General features: G+C 72.2%; 19 protein-coding genes. 6 read left to right on the top strand and 13 right to left on the bottom strand.

Annotated elements, in window-relative coordinates; translation table 11 throughout:
- The first annotated feature begins 155 nt into the window (after window positions 1-155).
- The 4 genes from pstS (at window position 156) to pstB (ending at window position 4261) form a co-directional block, all read left to right on the top strand.
- Entirely contained in the window at window positions 156-1280 is a 1125-nt protein-coding gene (gene pstS / locus EV284_RS28915; RefSeq protein WP_130339268.1) for a phosphate ABC transporter substrate-binding protein PstS, read from the top strand.
- Between the two features lie 107 nt (window positions 1281-1387).
- Window positions 1388-2389 carry a phosphate ABC transporter permease subunit PstC gene (pstC, locus tag EV284_RS28910; RefSeq protein WP_130339266.1) on the top strand — a complete coding sequence of 334 codons (1002 nt, stop codon included), beginning with the start codon at window positions 1388-1390 and terminating at the stop codon, window positions 2387-2389.
- Complete coding sequence (gene pstA / locus EV284_RS28905) at window positions 2386-3447, top strand: phosphate ABC transporter permease PstA (protein ID WP_130339264.1); 1062 nt, start codon at window positions 2386-2388, stop codon at window positions 3445-3447. The genes pstC and pstA overlap by 4 nt, the downstream gene beginning before the upstream one ends.
- Before the next feature lie 37 nt (window positions 3448-3484).
- On the top strand, window positions 3485-4261 hold the full coding sequence (gene pstB, locus EV284_RS28900; protein WP_030804241.1) for a phosphate ABC transporter ATP-binding protein PstB: 777 nt from the start codon (window positions 3485-3487) through the stop codon (window positions 4259-4261).
- A gap of 108 nt (window positions 4262-4369) precedes the next feature.
- Here pstB and EV284_RS28895 read toward each other — a convergent pair whose 3' ends face one another.
- Both EV284_RS28895 and EV284_RS28890 read right to left on the bottom strand, forming a co-directional pair.
- On the bottom strand, window positions 4370-5368 hold the full coding sequence (locus EV284_RS28895) for an inorganic phosphate transporter (RefSeq protein WP_130339262.1): 999 nt from the start codon (window positions 5366-5368) through the stop codon (window positions 4370-4372).
- A 7-nt stretch (window positions 5369-5375) separates the two neighbouring features.
- Window positions 5376-5996, bottom strand: a complete 621-nt coding sequence (locus tag EV284_RS28890) for a DUF47 family protein (protein ID WP_030804247.1) — start codon at window positions 5994-5996, stop codon at window positions 5376-5378.
- Between the two features lie 206 nt (window positions 5997-6202).
- Between EV284_RS28890 and EV284_RS28885 the strand changes: the two genes are divergently transcribed.
- On the top strand, window positions 6203-6508 hold the full coding sequence (locus tag EV284_RS28885; RefSeq protein WP_130339260.1) for a metal-sensitive transcriptional regulator: 306 nt from the start codon (window positions 6203-6205) through the stop codon (window positions 6506-6508).
- 9 nt (window positions 6509-6517) lie between these two features.
- Here EV284_RS28885 and EV284_RS32860 read toward each other — a convergent pair whose 3' ends face one another.
- From EV284_RS32860 to mshD, 9 genes are all read right to left on the bottom strand, one after another.
- On the bottom strand, window positions 6518-6682 hold the full coding sequence (locus EV284_RS32860) for a hypothetical protein (RefSeq protein WP_165425657.1): 165 nt from the start codon (window positions 6680-6682) through the stop codon (window positions 6518-6520).
- Window positions 6683-6771: 89 nt separating this feature from the next.
- Entirely contained in the window at window positions 6772-7644 is an 873-nt protein-coding gene (locus EV284_RS28880; protein WP_130339258.1) for a hypothetical protein, read from the bottom strand.
- Window positions 7645-7991: 347 nt separating this feature from the next.
- Window positions 7992-8423 (bottom strand): NUDIX hydrolase, encoded by a 432-nt coding sequence (locus EV284_RS28875; RefSeq protein WP_130339256.1) that lies wholly within the window; start codon window positions 8421-8423, stop codon window positions 7992-7994.
- Between the two features lie 17 nt (window positions 8424-8440).
- Window positions 8441-9475, bottom strand: a complete 1035-nt coding sequence (locus EV284_RS28870; RefSeq protein WP_242625860.1) for a CHAD domain-containing protein — start codon at window positions 9473-9475, stop codon at window positions 8441-8443.
- The gene (locus tag EV284_RS28865) at window positions 9456-11708 is read right to left on the bottom strand and encodes an RNA degradosome polyphosphate kinase (RefSeq protein WP_165425671.1); all 2253 of its coding nucleotides are present in this window, start codon (window positions 11706-11708) and stop codon (window positions 9456-9458) included. The genes EV284_RS28870 and EV284_RS28865 overlap by 20 nt, the downstream gene beginning before the upstream one ends.
- 217 nt (window positions 11709-11925) lie before the next feature.
- On the bottom strand, window positions 11926-12882 hold the full coding sequence (locus tag EV284_RS28860) for an ABC transporter permease (RefSeq protein ID WP_130339250.1): 957 nt from the start codon (window positions 12880-12882) through the stop codon (window positions 11926-11928).
- A complete protein-coding gene (locus EV284_RS28855; RefSeq protein WP_130339248.1) occupies window positions 12879-13763 on the bottom strand; it encodes an ABC transporter ATP-binding protein in 885 nt (294 codons plus the stop codon). The genes EV284_RS28860 and EV284_RS28855 overlap by 4 nt, the downstream gene beginning before the upstream one ends.
- A complete protein-coding gene (locus EV284_RS28850) occupies window positions 13760-14146 on the bottom strand; it encodes a GntR family transcriptional regulator (RefSeq protein ID WP_130339246.1) in 387 nt (128 codons plus the stop codon). Before EV284_RS28850 ends, EV284_RS28855 begins: the two co-directional genes overlap by 4 nt.
- Before the next feature lie 104 nt (window positions 14147-14250).
- Entirely contained in the window at window positions 14251-15177 is a 927-nt protein-coding gene (gene mshD, locus EV284_RS28845; RefSeq protein WP_130339244.1) for a mycothiol synthase, read from the bottom strand.
- 88 nt (window positions 15178-15265) lie between these two features.
- Between mshD and EV284_RS28840 the strand changes: the two genes are divergently transcribed.
- A complete protein-coding gene (locus EV284_RS28840) occupies window positions 15266-16885 on the top strand; it encodes an ATP-binding cassette domain-containing protein (protein ID WP_130339242.1) in 1620 nt (539 codons plus the stop codon).
- Here EV284_RS28840 and EV284_RS28835 read toward each other — a convergent pair.
- Window positions 16882-18324: a HAMP domain-containing sensor histidine kinase gene (locus EV284_RS28835; protein ID WP_242625859.1), complete on the bottom strand. Its 1443-nt coding sequence runs from the start codon at window positions 18322-18324 to the stop codon at window positions 16882-16884. The genes EV284_RS28840 and EV284_RS28835 overlap by 4 nt on opposite strands.
- An 8-nt stretch (window positions 18325-18332) precedes the next feature.
- Window positions 18333-19067 carry a response regulator transcription factor gene (locus tag EV284_RS28830; RefSeq protein WP_130339238.1) on the bottom strand — a complete coding sequence of 245 codons (735 nt, stop codon included), beginning with the start codon at window positions 19065-19067 and terminating at the stop codon, window positions 18333-18335.
- Window positions 19068-19073 lie beyond the last annotated feature (6 nt).

The following is a 19073-nucleotide window of genomic DNA, read 5'->3' as shown; positions in this document are numbered from 1 at the left end:
GGGTTCACCCCTCGTTCACTTCGGGCCATCGGCGGCTTCACCTGTTCTGCCTAATTTCGGCCGTAGCCGGTACGGAGTGCGGACAGGATGCACTCGCGTACCACCCAACGTCGCACGCCGCCCCTAGCGGCGGCTCCTGGAAGGAACTTCCGAACGTGAAGCTTCAGCGCAAGAACCGGCTGCGCGCCCTCTCACTCGGTGCGGTCGCCGTCTCCGGTGCCCTGGCCCTGACGGCGTGCGGTTCCGACGACACGGGCACGAAGACGGGCACCGGCTCGTCCTCGTCGGCCGCCGCCGGTTCGATCAAGTGCGACGACGCCAAGGGCCAGCTCCTGGCCGACGGGTCCTCGGCGCAGAAGAACGCGATCGACGCGTGGGTGAAGAACTTCTCCCAGGCGTGCGGCGTGCAGATCAACTACAAGGGCGCCGGCTCCGGTGCCGGTGTCACCTCCTTCAACCAGGGCCAGATCGCCTTCGCCGGCTCCGACTCCGCGCTGAAGCCGGAAGAGGTCGTCGCCTCCAAGAAGGTCTGCAAGGGCGGCCAGGGCATCGACCTCCCGATGGTCGGCGGCCCGATCGCGCTCGGCTACAACGTGCCCGGCGTGGACAACCTGGTGCTGGACGCCCCGACGCTCGCCAAGATCTTCGACAGCAAGATCCAGAAGTGGAACGACCCGGCGATCAAGAAGCTGAACCCCTCGGCGAAGCTGCCCGACCTGAAGATCCAGCCGTTCCACCGCTCCGAGGACTCCGGCACCACGGACAACTTCACCAAGTACCTGATCGCCACCACCCCGGACAACTGGAAGTACGAGGGCGGCAAGGCGTGGCAGGCCAAGGGCGGTCAGGCGGCCTCCGGGTCGTCCGGTGTGGCCCAGGGCGTCAAGCAGAACCAGGGCGCGATCGGCTACTTCGAGCTGTCCTACGCCAAGGACATGACCACCGTGGCCATCGACACCGGTGCCAAGACCCCGGTGAAGCCCTCCACCGACTCCGCCACCGCCGACATCGCGGCCGCCAAGGTCGTCGGCACGGGCCAGGACCTCGCGCTGAAGCTGGACTACAACACCAAGGCCGAGGGCGCCTACCCGATCACCCTGGTCACGTACGAGATCGTCTGCGACAAGGGCAACAAGCCCGAGACGCTGGCCGCGACCAAGGCGTTCCTGACCTACCTCGCCAGTGAGGACGGCCAGAAGGTGCTGTCGCAGAACGACTACGCGCCCATCCCCGAAGAGATCATCGCCAAGGTCCGCACCACCGTCGCCTCCTTGAGCTGACCCCGATCCCGAGTGTGCGCGCCGGCCCCGCCCAGCGGGGCCGGGCGCACCGTCCGGTGCACCGCCGCCCGAGCCGCCCCGCGCGGCTCAGCAGACCGGAGAACCCGATGGACATATCGACGACAACCGACGTACCCCCCTCCGCCCCCCGGCAAGGCGCCGACGAGCGGCGGACCGCACGGGGCGTGACCCGCCCCGGCGACCGGATCTTCCTCGCCCTCTCGCGCGGCTCGGGCATCCTGCTGCTGGTGGTCATGGCCGCGATCGCGGTCTTCCTCACCTACCGGGCGTGCCTGGCGATCAGCGCCGACGACGGCAACTTCCTGACCACCTTCGAGTGGAACACCAACGCCGACCCGCCGGTCTTCGGCATCGCGGTGCTGGCCTTCGGCACGGTCGTCTCCTCGGTCGTCGCCATGGCGCTGGCCCTGCCGGTCGCGGTGGCCATCGCGCTGTTCCTCACGCACTACGCCCCGCGCCGGCTGAGCGGCCCGATCGCCTACGTGATCGACCTGCTCGCCGCCGTGCCCTCGATCGTCTACGGCCTGTGGGGCGCCCTGATCCTCGTCCCGCACATGCAGGGCCTGTACGGCTGGCTGGACCAGTTCCTCGGCTGGACCGGGATCTTCGCCTGGAACGGCGGTGCCCCGCGCGCGATGCTCACCGTCGGCATCCTGCTGGCGATCATGATCCTGCCGATCATCACCAACGTGAGCCGCGAGGTCTTCCGCCAGGTGCCCCGGATGCACGAGGAGGCCGCGCTGGCGCTCGGCGCCACCCGCTGGGAGGTCGTCCGCATGGCGGTGCTGCCCTTCGGGCGCTCCGGTGTGATCTCGGCCGCGATGCTCGGCCTCGGCCGCGCGCTCGGCGAGACGATGGCCGTGGCCACCGTGCTCTCCCCGAGCTACGACATCCAGGCCAGCCTCCTCGACCCCGGCGGCGGCACCTTCGCCCAGAACATCGCCTCCAAGTTCGGTGAGGCGTCCGTGCAGGGCCGGGACGCGCTGATCGCCTCCGGTCTGGTCCTGTTCGTCATCACCCTGCTGGTCAACGGCGCGGCCCGCGCGATCATCGCCCGCCGCAAGGAGTACTCGGGGGCCAACGCATGAGCACCGCACTCGATCCCCGTGAGGGCGCCGGTGTCCGGCGCGGCGCCGGGCTGCCGAAGTGGTCCCTGTGGGCCGTCGCGGCCGGGTCTCTCGCCCTGGCCGTGGGCATCGGCCTGGTGGCCGGGCTCACCAGCCACGTGCAGTGGGGCCTGATCGCCGCGCTGCTGTTCGTCCTCGGCACCTACCTGGTCGCCGCCCGCGTCGAGGGCCGCCGCCAGGCCAAGGACCGGGTCGCCACCGCGCTGGTCTGGGTGGCGTTCCTGCTGGCCGTGGTCCCGCTGGTGTCGCTGGTCTGGACGACCGTCTCGCGCGGTGTGAAGGTCCTCGACGGCTACTTCCTCAGCCACTCCATGGGCCTGGTCGCCGACTCCGAGCCCGGCGGCGGCATCTACCACGCCATCCTCGGCAGCCTGGAGCAGGTGGGCCTCGCCACCGCGATCGGCGCACCCGTCGGTGTGCTCACCGCGATCTACCTGGTGGAGTACGGCCGCGGCCGGCTCGCCCTGGCGGTGACCTTCTTCGTCGACGTGATGACGGGCATCCCGTCCATCGTCGCGGGCCTGTTCATCCTCAGCCTGATGCTGATCCTCGACCTCCAGCCCTTCGGGTTCGCCGGTTCGCTGGCCCTGGCGATCCTGATGATGCCGGTGGTGGTGCGCTCCACCGAGGAGATGCTGAAGCTGGTCCCGAACGAACTGCGCGAGGCGTCCCTGGCGCTCGGCATCCCGAAGTGGCGGACCATCCTCAAGGTGGTCCTGCCGACCTCGCTCGGCGGCATCACGACCGGCGTCATGCTGGCCGTCGCCCGGATCGCGGGCGAGACCGCCCCGGTGCTGCTGCTGGTGTTCGGCAACCCCTTCATCAACGCCAACCCCTTCGAGGGCGCCCAGGCGTCGCTGCCGCTGTACATCTACCAGCAGTACGCGCAGAGCGCGGGCGCGGGCGCGGCCTACGACCGCGCCTGGGCGGCCTCGCTGACCCTGATCGCGTTCGTGATGATCCTCAACCTGGTGGCCCGCGGCATCGCCCGCTGGAAGGCCCCCAAGACCGGTCGCTGACCGCGGCCCCCCTCAGTGACCGACTGGAAGTGAAGCAATGGCCAAGCGAATCGACGTGAGCGGACTCACCGCCTTCTACGGAGCCCACAAGGCGATCGAGGACATCTCGATGACCGTGGAACCGCGTTCGGTGACGGCGTTCATCGGCCCCTCCGGCTGCGGCAAGTCGACGTTCCTGCGCACCCTGAACCGCATGCACGAGGTGACCCCCGGCGGCCGCGTCGAGGGCAAGGTGCTGCTGGACGACGAGGACCTGTACGGCAGCGGGGTCGACCCGGTGTCGGTGCGGCGCGAGGTCGGCATGGTGTTCCAGCGCCCGAACCCCTTCCCCACGATGTCGATATTCGAGAACGTGGCGGCGGGCCTGCGCCTGAACGGCGGCTACCGCAAGAGCGAGCTGGACGACGTGGTGGAGAAGTCGCTGCGCGGCGCCAACCTGTGGAACGAGGTCAAGGACCGGCTGAACAAGCCGGGCTCCGGCCTCTCCGGCGGCCAGCAGCAGCGGCTGTGCATCGCGCGGGCCATCGCCGTCCAGCCGCGGGTGCTGCTGATGGACGAGCCGTGCTCCGCGCTCGACCCGATCTCCACGCTGGCGATCGAGGACCTGATCGGCGAGCTGAAGGAGCGGTTCACGATCGTCATCGTGACGCACAACATGCAGCAGGCGGCGCGCGTCTCGGACCGTACGGCCTTCTTCAACCTGGCCGGAGTGGGGCAGCCGGGCCGGCTGGTGGAGATCGACGACACCGAGCGGATCTTCTCCAACCCGTCGGTCCAGGCCACGGAGGACTACATCTCCGGCCGCTTCGGCTGAGCCGCCGAGCCCCTCGCGGTGCTGCATGGCGGTGCCACCGCGAGGACGTGGGAAGGGCCCGCTCCCGGTGTTCCGGGGGCGGGCCCTTGCTCCGTTGCGCGGGGGGTCCTACAGCACGGCCAGGTTGACCAGCTCGAAGGCGCCCGCGGCGACCAGCGCGGCGGCCGGCATGGTGATGAACCAGCCGAGCACGATGTTCTTGGCGACGCCCCAGCGGACCGCGTTGACCCGCTTGGTCGCGCCCACACCCATGATCGCCGAGGTGATCACATGGGTCGTGGAGATCGGCGCCTTGAACAGGAACGCCGTGGTGAACATGATCGAGGCACCGGTCGCCTCGGCGGCGAAGCCCTGCGGCGGGTCCAGCTCGATGATCTTGCGGCCGAGGGTGCGCATGATGCGCCAGCCGCCCGCGTAGGTGCCCAGCGAGAGCATCAGCGCACAGGCGATCTTGACCCAGACCGGGATCGGGTCGCCGAAGGTCTCGTTGCCGGAGATGACCAGGGCGAGCACCACGACACCCATGGTCTTCTGCGCGTCCTGGAGGCCGTGGCCGAGCGCCATGCCCGCCGCCGACACCGTCTGGGCTATGCGGAAACCGCGCTTGGCCTTGTGCGGGTTGGCGTTGCGGAACAGCCACAGGATGGCCGTCATCACGAGATAGCCGCCGATGAGACCGACCACCGGGGAGAGGAACATCGGGATGACGATCTTCTCGACCACCCCGCTCCACAGCACGTCGATGCCGCCCGCCAGCGCCGCGCCCACCATGCCGCCGAACAGCGCGTGGGAGGAGGACGAGGGCAGGCCGAAGTACCAGGTGGCGAGGTTCCAGACGATCGCGCCGATCAGCGCGGCGAAGAGGATGGCCATCCCCCGGGAGCCGTGCGGGGTCTCGATCAGGCCCTCGGAGACGGTCTTGGCGACGCCGGAGCCGAGGAAGGCGCCGGCGAGGTTCATCACGGCCGCCATCGCCAGTGCGGCGCGGGGGGTCAGCGCGCGCGTCGACACCGAGGTGGCGATCGCGTTCGCGGAGTCGTGGAAGCCGTTGGTGTACGTGAAGCCGAGCGCGACCCCGACGGTCACGATCAGAGCGAAGGTGTCCATCGACGCCTCAGGACTCCTTGACGGCGATGGTCTCCACCGTGTTCGCCACGTGTTCGAACGCGTCGGCCGCCTCTTCCAGCACGTCCACGACCTGCTTGAGCTTCAGCACCTCGATCGCGTCGTACTTGCCGTTGAAGAGCTGGGCGAGCAGCTTGCGGTGGATCTGGTCGGCCTGGTTCTCCAGCCGGTTGACCTCGATCCAGTACTCGGTGAGGTTCGACATGGTGCGCAGGTTCGGCATGGCCTCCGCCGTCAGCACCGCGGCCCGCGCCAGCACCTCGATCTGCTGCTCGACGCCCTTCGGCAGCTCCTCGATGTTGTAGAGGACGACCAGGTCGACGGCCTCCTCCATGAAGTCCATGATGTCGTCGAGCGACGAGGCGAGGTTGTAGATGTCCTCGCGGTCGAACGGCGTGATGAAGGAGGAGTTGAGCTGGTGGAAGATCGCGTGCGTGGCGTCGTCACCGGCGTGTTCCGCGGCCCGCATACGCTCTGCGATCTCGGCTCGGGCGGAGGAGTCCGCCCCGAGCAGTTCCATCAGGAGCTTCGAGCCGGTGACGATGTTGTCCGCGGACGCGGCGAACATGTCGTAGAAGCTCGTCTCCCTGGGGGTCAGACGAAAGCGCACGTGTGGTCCTCGGGATGCTTTGGTTTCGGTCAGGCTGATGCTAGGCGCATCATCCGGCCACGGCTATCGGGCCATCCCCCAGTGTCGCCCATCGGGCACCGTGCTCGGCACGGGGGACCTCCGACCGGTCCGCTACCCCGCGGAATTCGTTACGATATACCCGCCAGGGGTATGTGTTCCCGCCCGTCCCGAGATGGAGGCCCGCGATGACGACGACCGAGGCCGGCGCCACGCACGGTTACCACCACCAGAAGGACGAGCACCTCAAGCGGCTGCGCCGGATCGAGGGCCAGATCCGGGGGCTCCAGCGCATGGTCGAGGAGGACACGTACTGCATCGACGTGCTCACCCAGGTCTCCGCCTCCACCAAGGCGCTGCAGTCCTTCGCGCTCCAGCTGCTGGAGGAGCACCTGCGGCACTGCGTCGCGGACGCGGCCCTCAAGGGCGGCGGAGAGATCGACGCGAAGGTGGACGAGGCGACGAAGGCCATCGGGCGCCTGCTGCGCACCTGAGCCGGCCCGCTAGGCGGCGGCCGCGCGCTCCTCGGTGACCCGGAGCACCTCGTCTATGCTCGCCAGGCTCAGCCGGTCCTCGGCGGCCGAGGCGGCGATGATCAGCTCGCCGCACAGCTCTATCTCGGCGAGGGCCACGTGGTCCTGCACCGCCGTACCGCCGACCGGAGCCACGCGCGTCACCTCATCCTCTTGGTCCTGCCTGCCGGTACCGGTTTCCTAGAGTAGGGATCGCGCCACACGCCGCGCATGGCACGGACGGGCTAGTCCGCCGGGGCCCCCTGGCCCTCCGCGAGGCGGCCCGCGTAGATGTCGGCCGCACGGGGGAGCGTCACGTCGACGGCGGTGCCGAAGGCGTGCAGCAGGGTGGTGGAGGCGACCGCCACGGCCGCCGCCTGCCGTCCGTTGACGAAGCTGAAGCGCTGACGGAGCTTGCGGACGCGGCCCTCGTCGTCCAGATACGCGTCGAAGGGGACCTCGGCCGTGGCGAACCCTCTCGCCGCCGCCGCGAGCGGCGCCCGGCTGTCCGCCGAGGCCGCGCGGGCCGCGCCCGCCAGATCGGCGGTGCCCCGGTAGTGCCGTACGGCGGTGCCGCCCACGCTGGTGCGGCCCACGTACGCCGCGGTACGGGTCCCGCGCAGCACCTCGGCGGCGGCGTACGGGTCGGTCGCGCCGCCGGTGACCAGGTTGCCGTCGGAGGCCGTGGCCGCCTCCATCCGCACCCACTTGTCGGCGGGCACGCCGGCGCCCCGGTTCTTCATGAACAGGGCGCCGGGGGTGAGGAGCTCGGTGATGGGCCGGTGCTCCGGGGTGCCGGTGGGGTCCGCGGGGAGGACCACGGTCAGTTCGCCGAGGCGGCGCCGGAAGTCGTAGACGCCCCGGCCCCGGATGGTGACCCGGGTGCCGCCGGTGGCCATCTCCATGGAGGTGGTGGCCCGGGCGGTGCCCGCCGCGCGCAGGGTGTCGGCGGCCTGCCGGAGCACGGCCACCGGCTCGCCGCCCGCGCCGTTCACCCCCTCGGCGGCGACTCCGCTGCCGGAACAGCCCGAGGCGCCCGCCCCGAGCCCGACCGTGAGTCCCATGATCCCCACCGCGACGCCCGTCCTGCCCGCGCGCGTGTGCTGCCGCCGATCCATGGCCTGCCTTACCCCCAGCCGGTTATGTCCGTCACTGGCCCCCTGTCGTTCCGGTTAACGACGGGTAGGGAGTGCCGTCACGCGCCGGCCGGCCCCGGCGGAGGCGTCGGGGGGCACCCGAACGCCCCGGCGCGCGCGGCCGGTAGCGTGGCGCCGTGGCGTCTGAGGAGGGCCCCGAGGGGGCGCGGGAACACCGTACGGAGACGACCGAGCAGGGGCGCTTCTGCGTGGCGCGGTGCAGCTGCGGCTGGCGGGGTCCGGCCCGGCGCGCGCGCAGCCAGGCCCGGACGGACGCGGAGGGGCACCACGGGGGAGCATGAGCGGCGCCGGTCTTTTTGCCCGCGCTTTCAGTGGTGTTCGAGCCGCTGGGTGAGCGCGTCGAGCAGGTCCCGGTCGCGGGGGTGGCTGAGCCGGGTACGCGCCTCGGCGGGCGCCAGCCACGCCACCCGGTCCACCTCGGAGTTGGGCACGAACCCCCCGGAGACGGCCTCGGCGGCCCAGTACCGGACCTGCTTGGGGCGCCCGTCGACCGGATACCGCAGCGTCGGCAGCTCGGCCCCCAGCTCGGCCGCGAACCCGGTCTCCTCCCCGACCTCCCGCACGGCCGCCGCCTGCGCACTCTCCCCGCGCTTCAGCTTGCCCTTGGGATGCGACCAGTCGTCGTACCGGGGCCGGTGCACGAGGCACACCTCCAGCGCGCCGGTGCCGGGGGCGCGGCGCCACAGGACACAGCCGGCGGCACGGACGGGCTTGGGGAGCGCGTGGGGGCCGGTGGGCACGGGGGGCTCCTCGGGGGTCAGGACTGCCAGGTCTGCTGGAAGGTGAACCTCGCGGCTTCGACCTCGTGGCGTTGGTCGGCGTGGAGGACGCCGAGGGCGTAGGCGGTGGCGGGGGTGATGCGGGGGGTGCGGGCGGCCTGGGCGGCCTCGGCGGCGGCCTCGGCGGCGTCACGGTGGCGGGTGAGGGCCTCGGCGGCGGGACGGAGGCGGGGGTCGGCGGGGGCGGTGTGCGGGATCTCGCGGGCGTAGCGGTGCAGGCGGAGCAGGAGCCGGACCTGGTGCCAGGGGCCGTCCTGGGGGTGCGGGGCGGGGTCGGGGGAGAGGCCGTGGATCAGGGCCTGCGCGTTGTAGGGGTCCCCGGCGGTGACCAGGGGCAGCACGGAGACGGCACCGGCGAGGCGGTCCTCGGCGGCGGCGGCCGACGGCCCCAGGCCGGCGGTCGCGGCGCCCGGCGCCAGCGGCACGTCGCTGGCCAGCAGGGCGACCCGGTCGGCGACCGCGTGGAAGCGGGCGGAGCCCAGCGCCTCCAGCGCGGCGGAGTGGGCGCGCGTCCGGGCCAGGGTGAGCCGGCGTTCCAGCAGCGCCCCCGCCTTGGCCGCGCCCACGGTGAGACTGCTCCGCTCGGGGACCGGCGCCGGGGCACCGGCGTGCACCACCGCCCGTACCGGCGCCGGAGTCGATCCGGAGAGCCGGTGCAGTGCGAGCAACAGCCGGTCCAGCCGGGCCTCCTGGGCGTGCTCCAGGGCCAGGCTGCCCGACACCCAGGCCAGTTCGGGCCGCAGCGAGTCGGCCCAGGCGGGGTCGAGCAGGGTCCGGAAGGTGTGCAGGGCGGCGCTGATCCGGCGGCCGGAGCGGCGCAGCGCGCGTCCCGCGCCGGCGGCACCGTCGGCCCCGTTGCCGTGCTCCCGCTGGGTCCGCAGCGCGCGCAGGAACTCCGTCGCCTGCGCCCGCAGATACGCGGCGAGATCCTCCCCGGTGGGGTCCGTCCCGGCGGGGGCGGCCCCCGCCGGGACGGTCTCCGGGTGGGGACGGTCAGGGTGTCGTGGTGCCACGCCGGCGCCTCCGGGCGTCAATGAGCATCTCCTGAACGTTGCGCAGGGGGTGTCCGTCGGCGTCCACCGCGTGCCGGGTCCACTCGCCGTCGGGGCCCAGGTGCCAGGAGGCGGTGGTGTCGGACATGCCGGTGTCCAGCAGGCGGTTGAGGGTCGCCCGGTGGGCGGGGTCGGTGACGCGGACCAGCGCCTCGATCCGGCGGTCGAGGTTGCGGTGCATCATGTCGGCGCTGCCGAACCAGACTTCGGGCTCGCCGCCGTTGCCGAAGGCGAACACGCGGGAGTGCTCCAGGAACCGGCCGAGGATCGAGCGGACCCGGATGTTCTCCGAGAGCCCTTCGACACCGGGCCGTACCGCGCAGATGCCGCGCACCCAGATGTCCACCGGCACACCCGCCTGGGAGGCCCGGTAGCAGGCGTCGATGACGGCCTCGTCGACCATGGAGTTGACCTTGATCTTGACGAAGGCCGGGCGGCCCGCGCGGTGGTGCTGGATCTCCTTGTCGATGCGCGATATCAGCCCGTCCCGCAGGGACTTGGGGGCGACCAGCAGGCGGCGGTAGGTCTCGCGGCGGGAGTAGCCGGAGAGCCGGTTGAAGAGGTCGGAGAGGTCCGCGCCGACCTGCGGGTCGGCGGTGAGCAGCCCGAGGTCCTCGTACAGCCGGGCCGTCTTCGGGTGGTAGTTGCCGGTGCCGACGTGGCTGTAGCGGCGCAGGGTCTCGCCCTCCTGGCGGACCACCAGCGACAGCTTGCAGTGCGTCTTCAGCCCGACCAGGCCGTAGACGACGTGACAGCCGGCCTCCTCCAGCTTGCGCGCCCACTTGATGTTGGCGTGCTCGTCGAAGCGGGCCTTGATCTCGACCAGGACGAGGACCTGCTTGCCGGACTCGGCCGCGTCGATCAGCGCGTCCACTATGGGCGAGTCGCCGGAGGTGCGGTACAGCGTCTGCTTGATCGCCAGCACGTCCGGGTCCTGCGCGGCCTGCTCCAGGAACGCCTGCACGGAGGTGGAGAAGGAGTCGTACGGGTGGTGCAGCAGCACGTCCCGCTGGCGCAGCGCGGCGAAGATGTCGGGCGCGGAGGCGGTCTCCACCTCGGAGAGGTCCCGGTGGGTGCCCGCGACGAACTTGCGGTACTTCAGCTCGGGGCGGTCCAGGCTGTGGATGCGGAAGAGACCGGTGAGGTCGAGCGGGCCGGGCAGCGGATAGACCTCGGCCTCGGAGATCTTCAGCTCGCGCACCAGGAGGTCCAGCACCTCGCGGTCGATGTCCTCCTCGACCTCCAGGCGCACCGGGGGCCCGAAGCGGCGCCGCATGAGTTCCTTCTCCAGCGCCTGGAGCAGGTTCTCCGCGTCGTCCTCCTCGACCTCCAGGTCCTCGTTGCGGGTGAGCCGGAAGGCATGGTGCTCCAGCACCTCCATGCCGGGGAACAGCTCCTCCAGGTGCGCCCCGATCACGTCCTCCAGCGGGACGAAACGGCCGGGGCTGCTCTCCAGGAAGCGGGACAGCAGCGGGGGCACCTTCACGCGCGCGAAGTGCTTGTGGCCGCTGACCGGGTTCCGCACCACCACGGCCAGGTTCAGCGAGAGGCCGGAGATGTAGGGGAAGGGGTGCGCGGGGTCCACCGCGAGCGGGGTCAGCACCGGGAAGATCTGGTGCCGGAACAGGGTGAACAGGCGGGCCTGCTCCTTGTCGGTCAGCTCGCTCCAGCGGACCAGGTGGATGCCCTCCTCCGCGAGCGCGGGGGCGACGTCCTCGTGGTAGCAGGCGGCGTGCCGCGCCATCAGCTCGCGCGAGCGGGCCCAGATCATCTCCAGCACCTCGCGGGGCTGGAGCCCGGAGGCGGAGCGGGTGGCGACCCCGGTGGCGATGCGCCGCTTCAGACCGGCCACCCGGACCATGAAGAACTCGTCCAGGTTGCTGGCGAAGATCGCGAGGAAGTTGGCGCGCTCCAGCAGCGGGGTGGTGGGGTCCTCGGCCAGCTCCAGCACGCGCTCGTTGAAGGCGAGCCAGCTCCGCTCCCGGTCCAGGAAGCGGCCCTGCGGCAGCGGGGCGCCGTCCGTGACCCGCTCCTCGTACACGTCGAGGTCGGCGTCGAGATCGGGTTCCAGGTCGGAGACGGCCGCCGCGACCGTGTGCGGCCGGTGGGCCGCGATCGAGCCCACGGGGGGCTGCGGCCGCAGGGCGGCGTCGGGGGACGGGTGGGCCGGTACCTGGGCTTCTCGCTGACTCATGAACCCATTCTTCCGCGCCAGGGGCGTTACGGCAGCGTCTGTTCCCAAGTGATCCACGGGAACGGACGCGCAGCCCTCGGCCCCCTCGGGGCGCGGCTGAGAGTGGGGGGCCACGGGTTCCATCGCCCGAGGGTCGCAAGCGGTTCTGAATCAAGGGTTACGGGCACATGACGTCCGGGAAATCGGGGGGCGGCCCGCAGGGGACCGCCCCCGCGGGTCAGCCGGTACGGCGGCGCAGCACCACGAAGGAGGCGGCCGTGAGCAGGGCGGTCACGAGGAGCAGCAGGGCGGTGGTGGTGAGCTGGAGCGGCCAGTAGTGGGAGGCGGGGTGGAAGGTGACGTAGAAGCCGGTGCCCCCGTGCTGCTCGTAGATCCGCCGGCATACGTCCATGGTGTGCGCGTGGCACTCCGGGGTGGGCAGGTGCGCTCCGGTACGGGTGACCAGGCCGTGGGAGAGCTCGACGCCGGTGTACAGGCCGCGGTATCCGTCCTGGAAGCGCGAGATCTCGGTCACGGGTGTCCAGAGGTGGGGCATCAGCCAGTGGGCGGCGGTGAACAGCAGCGCGGTGAGTACGAGGGAGATGCCGAGGGCGGGCAGGACGCGGCGCACCACCAGCCCCGTGAGGACCCCTGTCGCCAGCGCGGCCAGGCACAGGGTGACGATGACGGGGCCGTTTCCGTAGAAGGCTTGCAGCTGCCACCAGCGGTCGGCGACGCCGACCCGGCCGTCGGCCACCGACCAGGCGTACCGGTGCAGGGCCACCAGACAGGCCGCGCCCACGGCCACCGGGGCCCCCGCGGCGGCCAGCCGGGACGCCAGCCAGCGGGCGGGAGTGGCCGCCTGCGTCCAGGCCAGTGACGCGGTGCCGGACTCCATGTCCCGGCCGGTCAGCGAGGCGCCCGCCCACCCCGCCACCAGGAACGGCAGCCCCAGCAGGATTTGGCTCAGCAGGTTGGACACGTGCAGGTAGCGCATGAAGGCGCTGTCATCGGCGTCGCACGAGGCCGTACGGCACGTGTCGTACAGCCGCCAGGCGCGTGCCGCCTCGTCCGTCAGCGGCCCCGCCAGCCACAGCAGCAGCCCGATGCCCACGACCACCAGCGCGGCCCACACGATCAGCGCCCACCGGTGCAGGCGGAACGTCCAGCGGGCGGAGGCGGAAAGAGTGCTCACGCGGCGTACTCCTCGGTCGTGCTGAGCGCCGGGGCCCCGGGGCTGCGCAGGTGGGCGAGGACCAGGTCCTCCAGGGTGGGGGTCTCGGTGCGCCAGTCGCCCCGGACCGGACCCGCCGGCCGGATCAGCGCGGAGAGCTGGCGCCCGGTGGTGCGGGACTCGACCACCGTGTGCCCGGCCAGCCCCTCGGTCTCCGTGGACCCGGCGACGCGCAGGTGGGCGCCGAGCAGGTCATCGATGTCCCCGGCCAGCCGCACCCGGCCGGCGCCGACGAGCAGCAGGTGGTCGCAGGACTCCTCCACCTCGGCGACGACGTGGGAGGACATGGCGATGGTGGTGCCGTGCTCGGCTGCCGTGCCCATCAGCACGCCCATCAGGTCGTGCCGGGCCAGCGGATCGAGGTCGGCCATCGGCTCGTCCAGCAGCAGCAGTTCGGGCCGTTTGCCCAGCGCCAGGGCGAGCGCCACGCGGGTGCGCTGGCCGCCGGAGAGGGACCGTGTCCGGGCACCGGGGTCCAGGTCGCCCGCGGCGACGATGCGCTCGGCACCGGCCGCGTCCCAGTGACCGGGGTTGAGGTCGGCGCCCATGCGCAGCGTCTCCGCGACCGTGAGCTGCGGGTACAGCGGCTTGGCCTGGGCGACGTAGCCCACGCGGGGCCGGGCTTCGGCGGGTGTCACACCGAGGACGTGCAACTCACCCTCGGACGGCTGGAGAAGGCCCGCCGCGATGGCGAACAGGGTGCTCTTCCCGGCCCCGTTGGGACCCACCACGGCACACACGCGCCCGGCGGGCAGCCGGAACGCGCAGTCGCGCAGCGCCCAGGCGCCGCGCCGTCCGTACCGTCTGCCGAGGCCGGCGGCCTCGATCGCGGTGTCGCTCATGAACGTTCTCCCTGGAAGTTCTTGTCGAGGACGGCCGTGAAGAGCGCCGCCATGTCGTCCCGGTCCCACCCGGCCTCGACCGCCCGCCGGGCCCACTCCTCCAGCTCGGCCCGCAGCGGCGAGTCGGCCGGGGCGGCGCCGAGCGTGCGGCGGACGAAGGTGCCCATCCCGCGCCGCGCCTCCACCAGTCCCTCCCGCTCCAGCTCGCGGTACGCCTTCAGGACGGTGTTGGGGTTGATGGCGGTGGCCTCCACCACCTCGCGGGCGGTGGGAAGTTGGTCGCCGGGGCGCAGCAGTCCGAGGCGCAGGGCCTGTCTGGTCTGCTGGACGATCTGGACGTAGGTGGCGACCCCGCTGTGCCGGTCGATGCGGTATTCGACCACGCGTTGAACCACCCTTTCACTAATTGAGTAGTGGAAGGGTGGTGTGGAGAAGGGGCGCCCGTCAAGTCCGGACGCCCCTCAACTCAGCTCGTGGGAACCAGGGTTCACGTCTCCGTGCGGTACATCAGGTCCGTCTCGTGGGTGGTGAAGCCCAGCCGCTCGTAGACCGACACCGCCGCCTTGTTGTCCGCGTCGACGTAGAGCATCGCGGTGGGCAGGCCGCGCCCGGCCAGGTGGCGCAGGCCGATCGTGGTGAGCGCCTTGCCGAGGCCGCCGCCCTGGCGGCCGGGGCGCACCCCGACCACGTACACCTCGCCGAGCCCCTCCTCGGCGTGCGCCTTGGTCCAGTGGAAGCCGACCAGCTCGCCGTCCTGCTCGGCCAGGAAGAACCCCGCCGGGTCGAACCACGCCTCGCTCTCCCGGTCGTCCAGGTCGCGCCGGGTCAGCGAGCCCTGCTCCGGGTGGTGGGCGAACGCGGCCGCGTTGACCGCGAGCCACGCCTCCTCGTCCCGGCCCGGCTCGAAGGCCCGTACCGTCACGCCCTGGGGCAGCACGGGGTCGGGCAGCTCCAGGCCGGTCAACGGCCTGCGCATCTGGCGCAGTTCGCGGAACAGGGTCAGGCCGAGCACCTGCGCGAGGTGCCGGGCCGCCGGGTGGCCGCCGTGCGCCCAGACCCGCAGTCGCTTGCCGGAGGCGGCCAGCAGGGCGGTGCCGAGCGCCCGTCCGTGCCCGCGTCCCCGGTGCGAGGGGCGCACGACCAGCTCGGCGGCGGGTGCCTCCACCGGGTCGGTGTCCTCCAGCTGGGCGTAGCCGACCAGTTCGTCCCCGGCGTACAGCATCAGATGGGAGACGCCCGGCCGGGCGCCGCCGCGCAGTTGCAGCCGGCCCTGCTCGGACACCGGCTGCTGCCCGTCCGCGCCGGCGGCCTCGGCGAGGAGTGCGAGCACGGCCTCGGCCTGGCCCGGCGTGAGTGCGGCGTGCGTCTCGATGGAGCGGGCGGGGAAGGACCGTACGGAGTCGTCGCTGCTCATGCGTACGAGGGTACGGCGCGCGCGGCCGGCGCCGGGTGCGTGGGAATCCGTTTCCGTCCGGCGGGGTGGAGCGGGGAGAATGCGGGCCATGGGACATCTGGACGTCGCGCATCTCGAGTACTACCTGCCGGACGGGCGGGCGCTGCTCGGTGATGTGTCGTTCCGGGTCGGCGAGGGCTCGGCCGTCGCGCTGGTCGGCCCGAACGGCGCGGGCAAGACGACGCTGCTCAGGATCATCGCGGGCGAACTCGACGCACACGGCGGCAAGGTGAGCGTCAGCGGCGGGCTCGGTGTGATGCCCCAGTTCGTCGGGGGCGTCCGGGACGGGTCGACCGTCCGCGACCTCCTCGTCTCCGTCGCCCCGAAGCGCATCCGCACGGCCGCGAAGGCGGTCGACGAGGCCGAGCACGCGATCATGACCGTGGACGACGAGGCCGCGCAGATGGCGTACGCCCAGGCCCTCTCCGACTGGGCCGAGGCCCAGGGGTACGAGACGGAGACCCTGTGGGACATCTGCACCACGGCGGCCCTGGGCATCCCCTACGACCAGGCCCAGTGGCGCCAGGTGAACACCCTGTCCGGCGGTGAGCAGAAGCGGCTGGTGCTGGAGTACTTCTTCCGGGGCCACGACGAGGTGCTGCTGCTGGACGAGCCGGACAACTACCTGGACGTGCCCGGCAAGCGCTGGCTGGAGGAGCAGATCCGGGCCACCCGCAAGACCGTGCTGTTCATCTCGCACGACCGGGAGCTGCTCGCCCGCTGTGCCGAGCGGATCGTCAGCGTGGAGCCCGCCGAGGGCGGCGCCGACGTCTGGGTGCACGGCGGCGGCTTCGCCACCTACCACGACGCCCGGCGCGAGCGCTTCGCGCGCTTCGAGGAGCTGCGCAGGCGGTGGGCGGAGAAGCACGCCCAGCTCAAGAAGCTGGTGGTCACCCTCCAGCAGGCGGCCTCGGTCAGCCACGAGATGGCCTCGCGGTACGCGGCCGCGCAGACCCGGCTGCGGAAGTTCGAGGAGGCCGGCCCGCCCCCCGAGCCGCCCAAGGAGCAGGACATCCGGATGCGGCTGCGCGGCGGCCGTACCGGCGTGCGCGCGGTCACCTGCGAGGCGCTGGAGCTGACCGGGCTGATGAAACCGTTCGACCTGGAGGTCTTCTACGGCGAGCGGGTCGCGGTCCTCGGCTCCAACGGCTCCGGCAAGTCCCACTTCCTGCGCCTGCTGGCCGGGGCGGACGTCGCGCACACCGGGCTGTTCAAGCTCGGCGCGCGGGTGGTGCCGGGTCACTTCGCGCAGACCCACGCCCACCCGGAGCTGGTCGGCCGCACCCTGCTGGACATCCTGTGGACCGAGCACTCCCAGGCGCGCGGCCCGGCCATGTCGGTCCTGCGCCGCTACGGCCTGGACCGGCAGGCGGAGCAGAACTTCGAGCGGCTCTCCGGCGGCCAGCAGGCCCGGCTCCAGATCCTGCTGCTGGAACTCGCCGGCACCACCGCCCTGCTGCTGGACGAGCCCACCGACAACCTCGACCTGGAGAGCGCCGAGGCCCTCCAGGAGGCGCTGGAGGCGTACGAGGGGACCGTGCTGGCCGTCACCCACGACCGCTGGTTCGCCCGCTCCTTCGACCGCTTCCTGGTCTTCGGCTCGGACGGCCGGGTCCGCGAGACCCCGGAACCGGTGTGGGACGAACGCCGGGTGGAGCGCGCCCGCTAGCCCTCCTCGGGTGTCTCCGGCGGGGGCGTCGGCGCCCCCGGCAGCCGGACGGTGGCGACCGTGCCGCCGTCCGGGGCGCGGTCGAGTGTGACCTCGCCGCCCGCCTGCCGCACCGTGCGGGCCACGATGGACAGGCCGAGTCCCGAGCCGGGCAGCGCGCGGGCGCTGGGGGAGCGCCAGAACCGGTCGAAGACGTAGGGGAGTTCATCGGCCGGGATGCCCGGACCGTGGTCCCGTACGGTCAGCACGCCGTCGGTCAGCCGGACCTCGACCGTGCCGCCCTCGGGGCTGAACTTCACCGCGTTGTCGAGGATGTTGACCACCGCGCGCTCCAGCGCGGAGGGCTCCGCCCGGACGAACCAGGGCTCCAGGCCGGAGGTGATCGTCAGCTCCGGTCCGCGCAGCCGGGCCCGGCGCAGCGCCTCCTCGACGGTCTCCTGGAAGGAGAACACCTGGACCCGCTCCCCGCGCTGCCCCTCGGCGCGGGACAGCTCCTGCAGGTCCCCGATCAGCGCCGCCAGTTCGGTCATCTGCGCCTTCACCGAGGCCAGCAGCGCCTTGCGGTCGGCGGCCGGGATCGGGCGGCCGGTCTCCTCGCTGCGGGTCAGCAGCTCGATGTTGGTGCGCAGCGAGGTCAGCGGGGTGCGCAGCTCGTGTCCGGCGTCCGCGATCAACTGCTGCTGGAGGTCGCGGGACCCGGCCAGCGCGGTCGTCATCGAGTTGAAGGACCGGGAGAGCCGGGCCACCTCGTCGTCGCTGTCGTCGGCCACCGGGATGCGGACGGCCAGGTCCTCGGTGCGGGCCACGTGCTCGACCGCCTCGGTCAGCTTGTCCACCGGCCGCAGCCCGGCCCGCGCCACCGCGAGCCCGGCCACGCCCGCGCCCACCACCCCGATCCCGGAGACGAGCAGCAGGATCAGCGCCAGGTCGCTCAGGGTGCGCTGGGTGTCCTTCAGGGAGAAGGCCACCATCACGGCGACCTCCGGGTAGGGCTGCGTCCCCGGAGCCCCGCCGACCGGCACGGCGCTGGTCATGACCCGTACGTCGTCGCCCTTGGAGTCGACGCCGTCGCGCAGGGTGCGCCGGCCGAGGGTGGCGTGCCGGGCGGCGGCCACGTCCGCGTCCGTGGTCTTCACCGTGCCCTCGGAGAACGGGGTGACGCAGGTCTTGCCCTCGGCGGTGACGATCTGGAGGTAGAGGAAGGAGGGCGGGCCCTCGTCCGCGCCGGGCGACTGCGGGCAGGTGAGCAGCAGCGTGGTCACCTGGTCGGGGCTGAGCGGGCGGCCGAGGCTCTGCAGGCGCTCGTCCATCTCGCCGTACAGCTTGCCCTGCACGATGAACCAGCAGGTCACCGACACCGCGGCCACCGCGAAGGCGACGGCCGCCGCGACCAGCATCGCGAGCCTCGCCCGGATCGGCAGCGCCCGGTAGCGCCGCATCACCCTCCTCACTCGGCGCCGCCCTGCCGCAGGACGTACCCGACGCCCCGGACGGTGTGCACGAGCCGGGGCTCGCCGCCCGCCTCGGTCTTGCGGCGCAGGTACATCACGTACACGTCGAGGGAGTTGGAGGAGGGTTCGAAGTCGAAGCCCCACACCGCCTTGAGGATCTGCTCACGGGTGAGCACCTGGCGCGGATGCGCCATGAACATCTCCAGCAGGGTGAACTCCGTGCGGGTCAGCTCCACCGGCCGCTCGCCCCGCCGGACCTCGCGGGTGGCGAGGTCCATCCGCAGGTCGCCGAAGGTGAGCGCCTCGTCCTCGCGGGCCTCGGCGGACACGCTTCCCGCGTACGAGCTGCGCCGCAGCAGGGCCCTGATGCGGGCGAACAGCTCGTCCAGCTCGAAGGGCTTGACCAGGTAGTCGTCGGCCCCGGCGTCCAGTCCGGTGACCCGGTCCCCGACCGTGTCACGGGCCGTCAGCATCAGGATGGGGGTGGTGTCCCCGGTGTTCCGGATGCGGCGGGCGGCGGTCAGGCCGTCCATGCGGGGCATCTGGATGTCCAGCACGACCAGGTCGGGCCGGTAGTCCCCGGCCTGCTCCAGCGCGTCCGCCCCGTCGACGGCGGCTCGGGTGTCGTACCCCTCGAAGGCGAGGCTGCGTTCCAGGGCCTCGCGTACGGCCGGTTCGTCGTCGACGATCAGGATGCGCTGGGGGTCACGGTCGCCTTCGGCGGGGCTCATCGCTGG

This window comes from Streptomyces sp. BK022 (genome assembly GCF_004217355.1).
Taxonomy (GTDB): Bacteria; Actinomycetota; Actinomycetes; order Streptomycetales; family Streptomycetaceae; genus Streptomyces; species Streptomyces griseoluteus.
This window is presented reverse-complemented; position numbering and strand designations above follow the sequence as displayed.

Bases quoted from the DNA above. Each gene is read 5' to 3' on its own strand.
- EV284_RS28895 (WP_130339262.1), bottom strand. From the start codon at position 5,368: ATGGACACCTTCGCTCTGATCGTGACCGTCGGGGTCGCGCTCGGCTTC.
- EV284_RS28865 (WP_165425671.1), bottom strand. From the start codon at position 11,708: ATGAGTCAGCGAGAAGCCCAGGTACCGGCCCACCCGTCCCCCGACGCC.
- EV284_RS28880 (WP_130339258.1), bottom strand. From the start codon at position 7,644: ATGGATCGGCGGCAGCACACGCGCGCGGGCAGGACGGGCGTCGCGGTG.
- EV284_RS28840 (WP_130339242.1), top strand. From the start codon at position 15,266: ATGGGACATCTGGACGTCGCGCATCTCGAGTACTACCTGCCGGACGGG.
- EV284_RS28855 (WP_130339248.1), bottom strand. From the start codon at position 13,763: ATGAGCGACACCGCGATCGAGGCCGCCGGCCTCGGCAGACGGTACGGA.
- EV284_RS28830 (WP_130339238.1), bottom strand. From the start codon at position 19,067: ATGAGCCCCGCCGAAGGCGACCGTGACCCCCAGCGCATCCTGATCGTC.
- pstA (WP_130339264.1), top strand. From the start codon at position 2,386: ATGAGCACCGCACTCGATCCCCGTGAGGGCGCCGGTGTCCGGCGCGGC.
- pstC (WP_130339266.1), top strand. From the start codon at position 1,388: ATGGACATATCGACGACAACCGACGTACCCCCCTCCGCCCCCCGGCAA.
- EV284_RS28835 (WP_242625859.1), bottom strand. From the start codon at position 18,324: ATGCGGCGCTACCGGGCGCTGCCGATCCGGGCGAGGCTCGCGATGCTG.
- EV284_RS28885 (WP_130339260.1), top strand. From the start codon at position 6,203: ATGACGACGACCGAGGCCGGCGCCACGCACGGTTACCACCACCAGAAG.
- mshD (WP_130339244.1), bottom strand. From the start codon at position 15,177: ATGAGCAGCGACGACTCCGTACGGTCCTTCCCCGCCCGCTCCATCGAG.
- pstB (WP_030804241.1), top strand. From the start codon at position 3,485: ATGGCCAAGCGAATCGACGTGAGCGGACTCACCGCCTTCTACGGAGCC.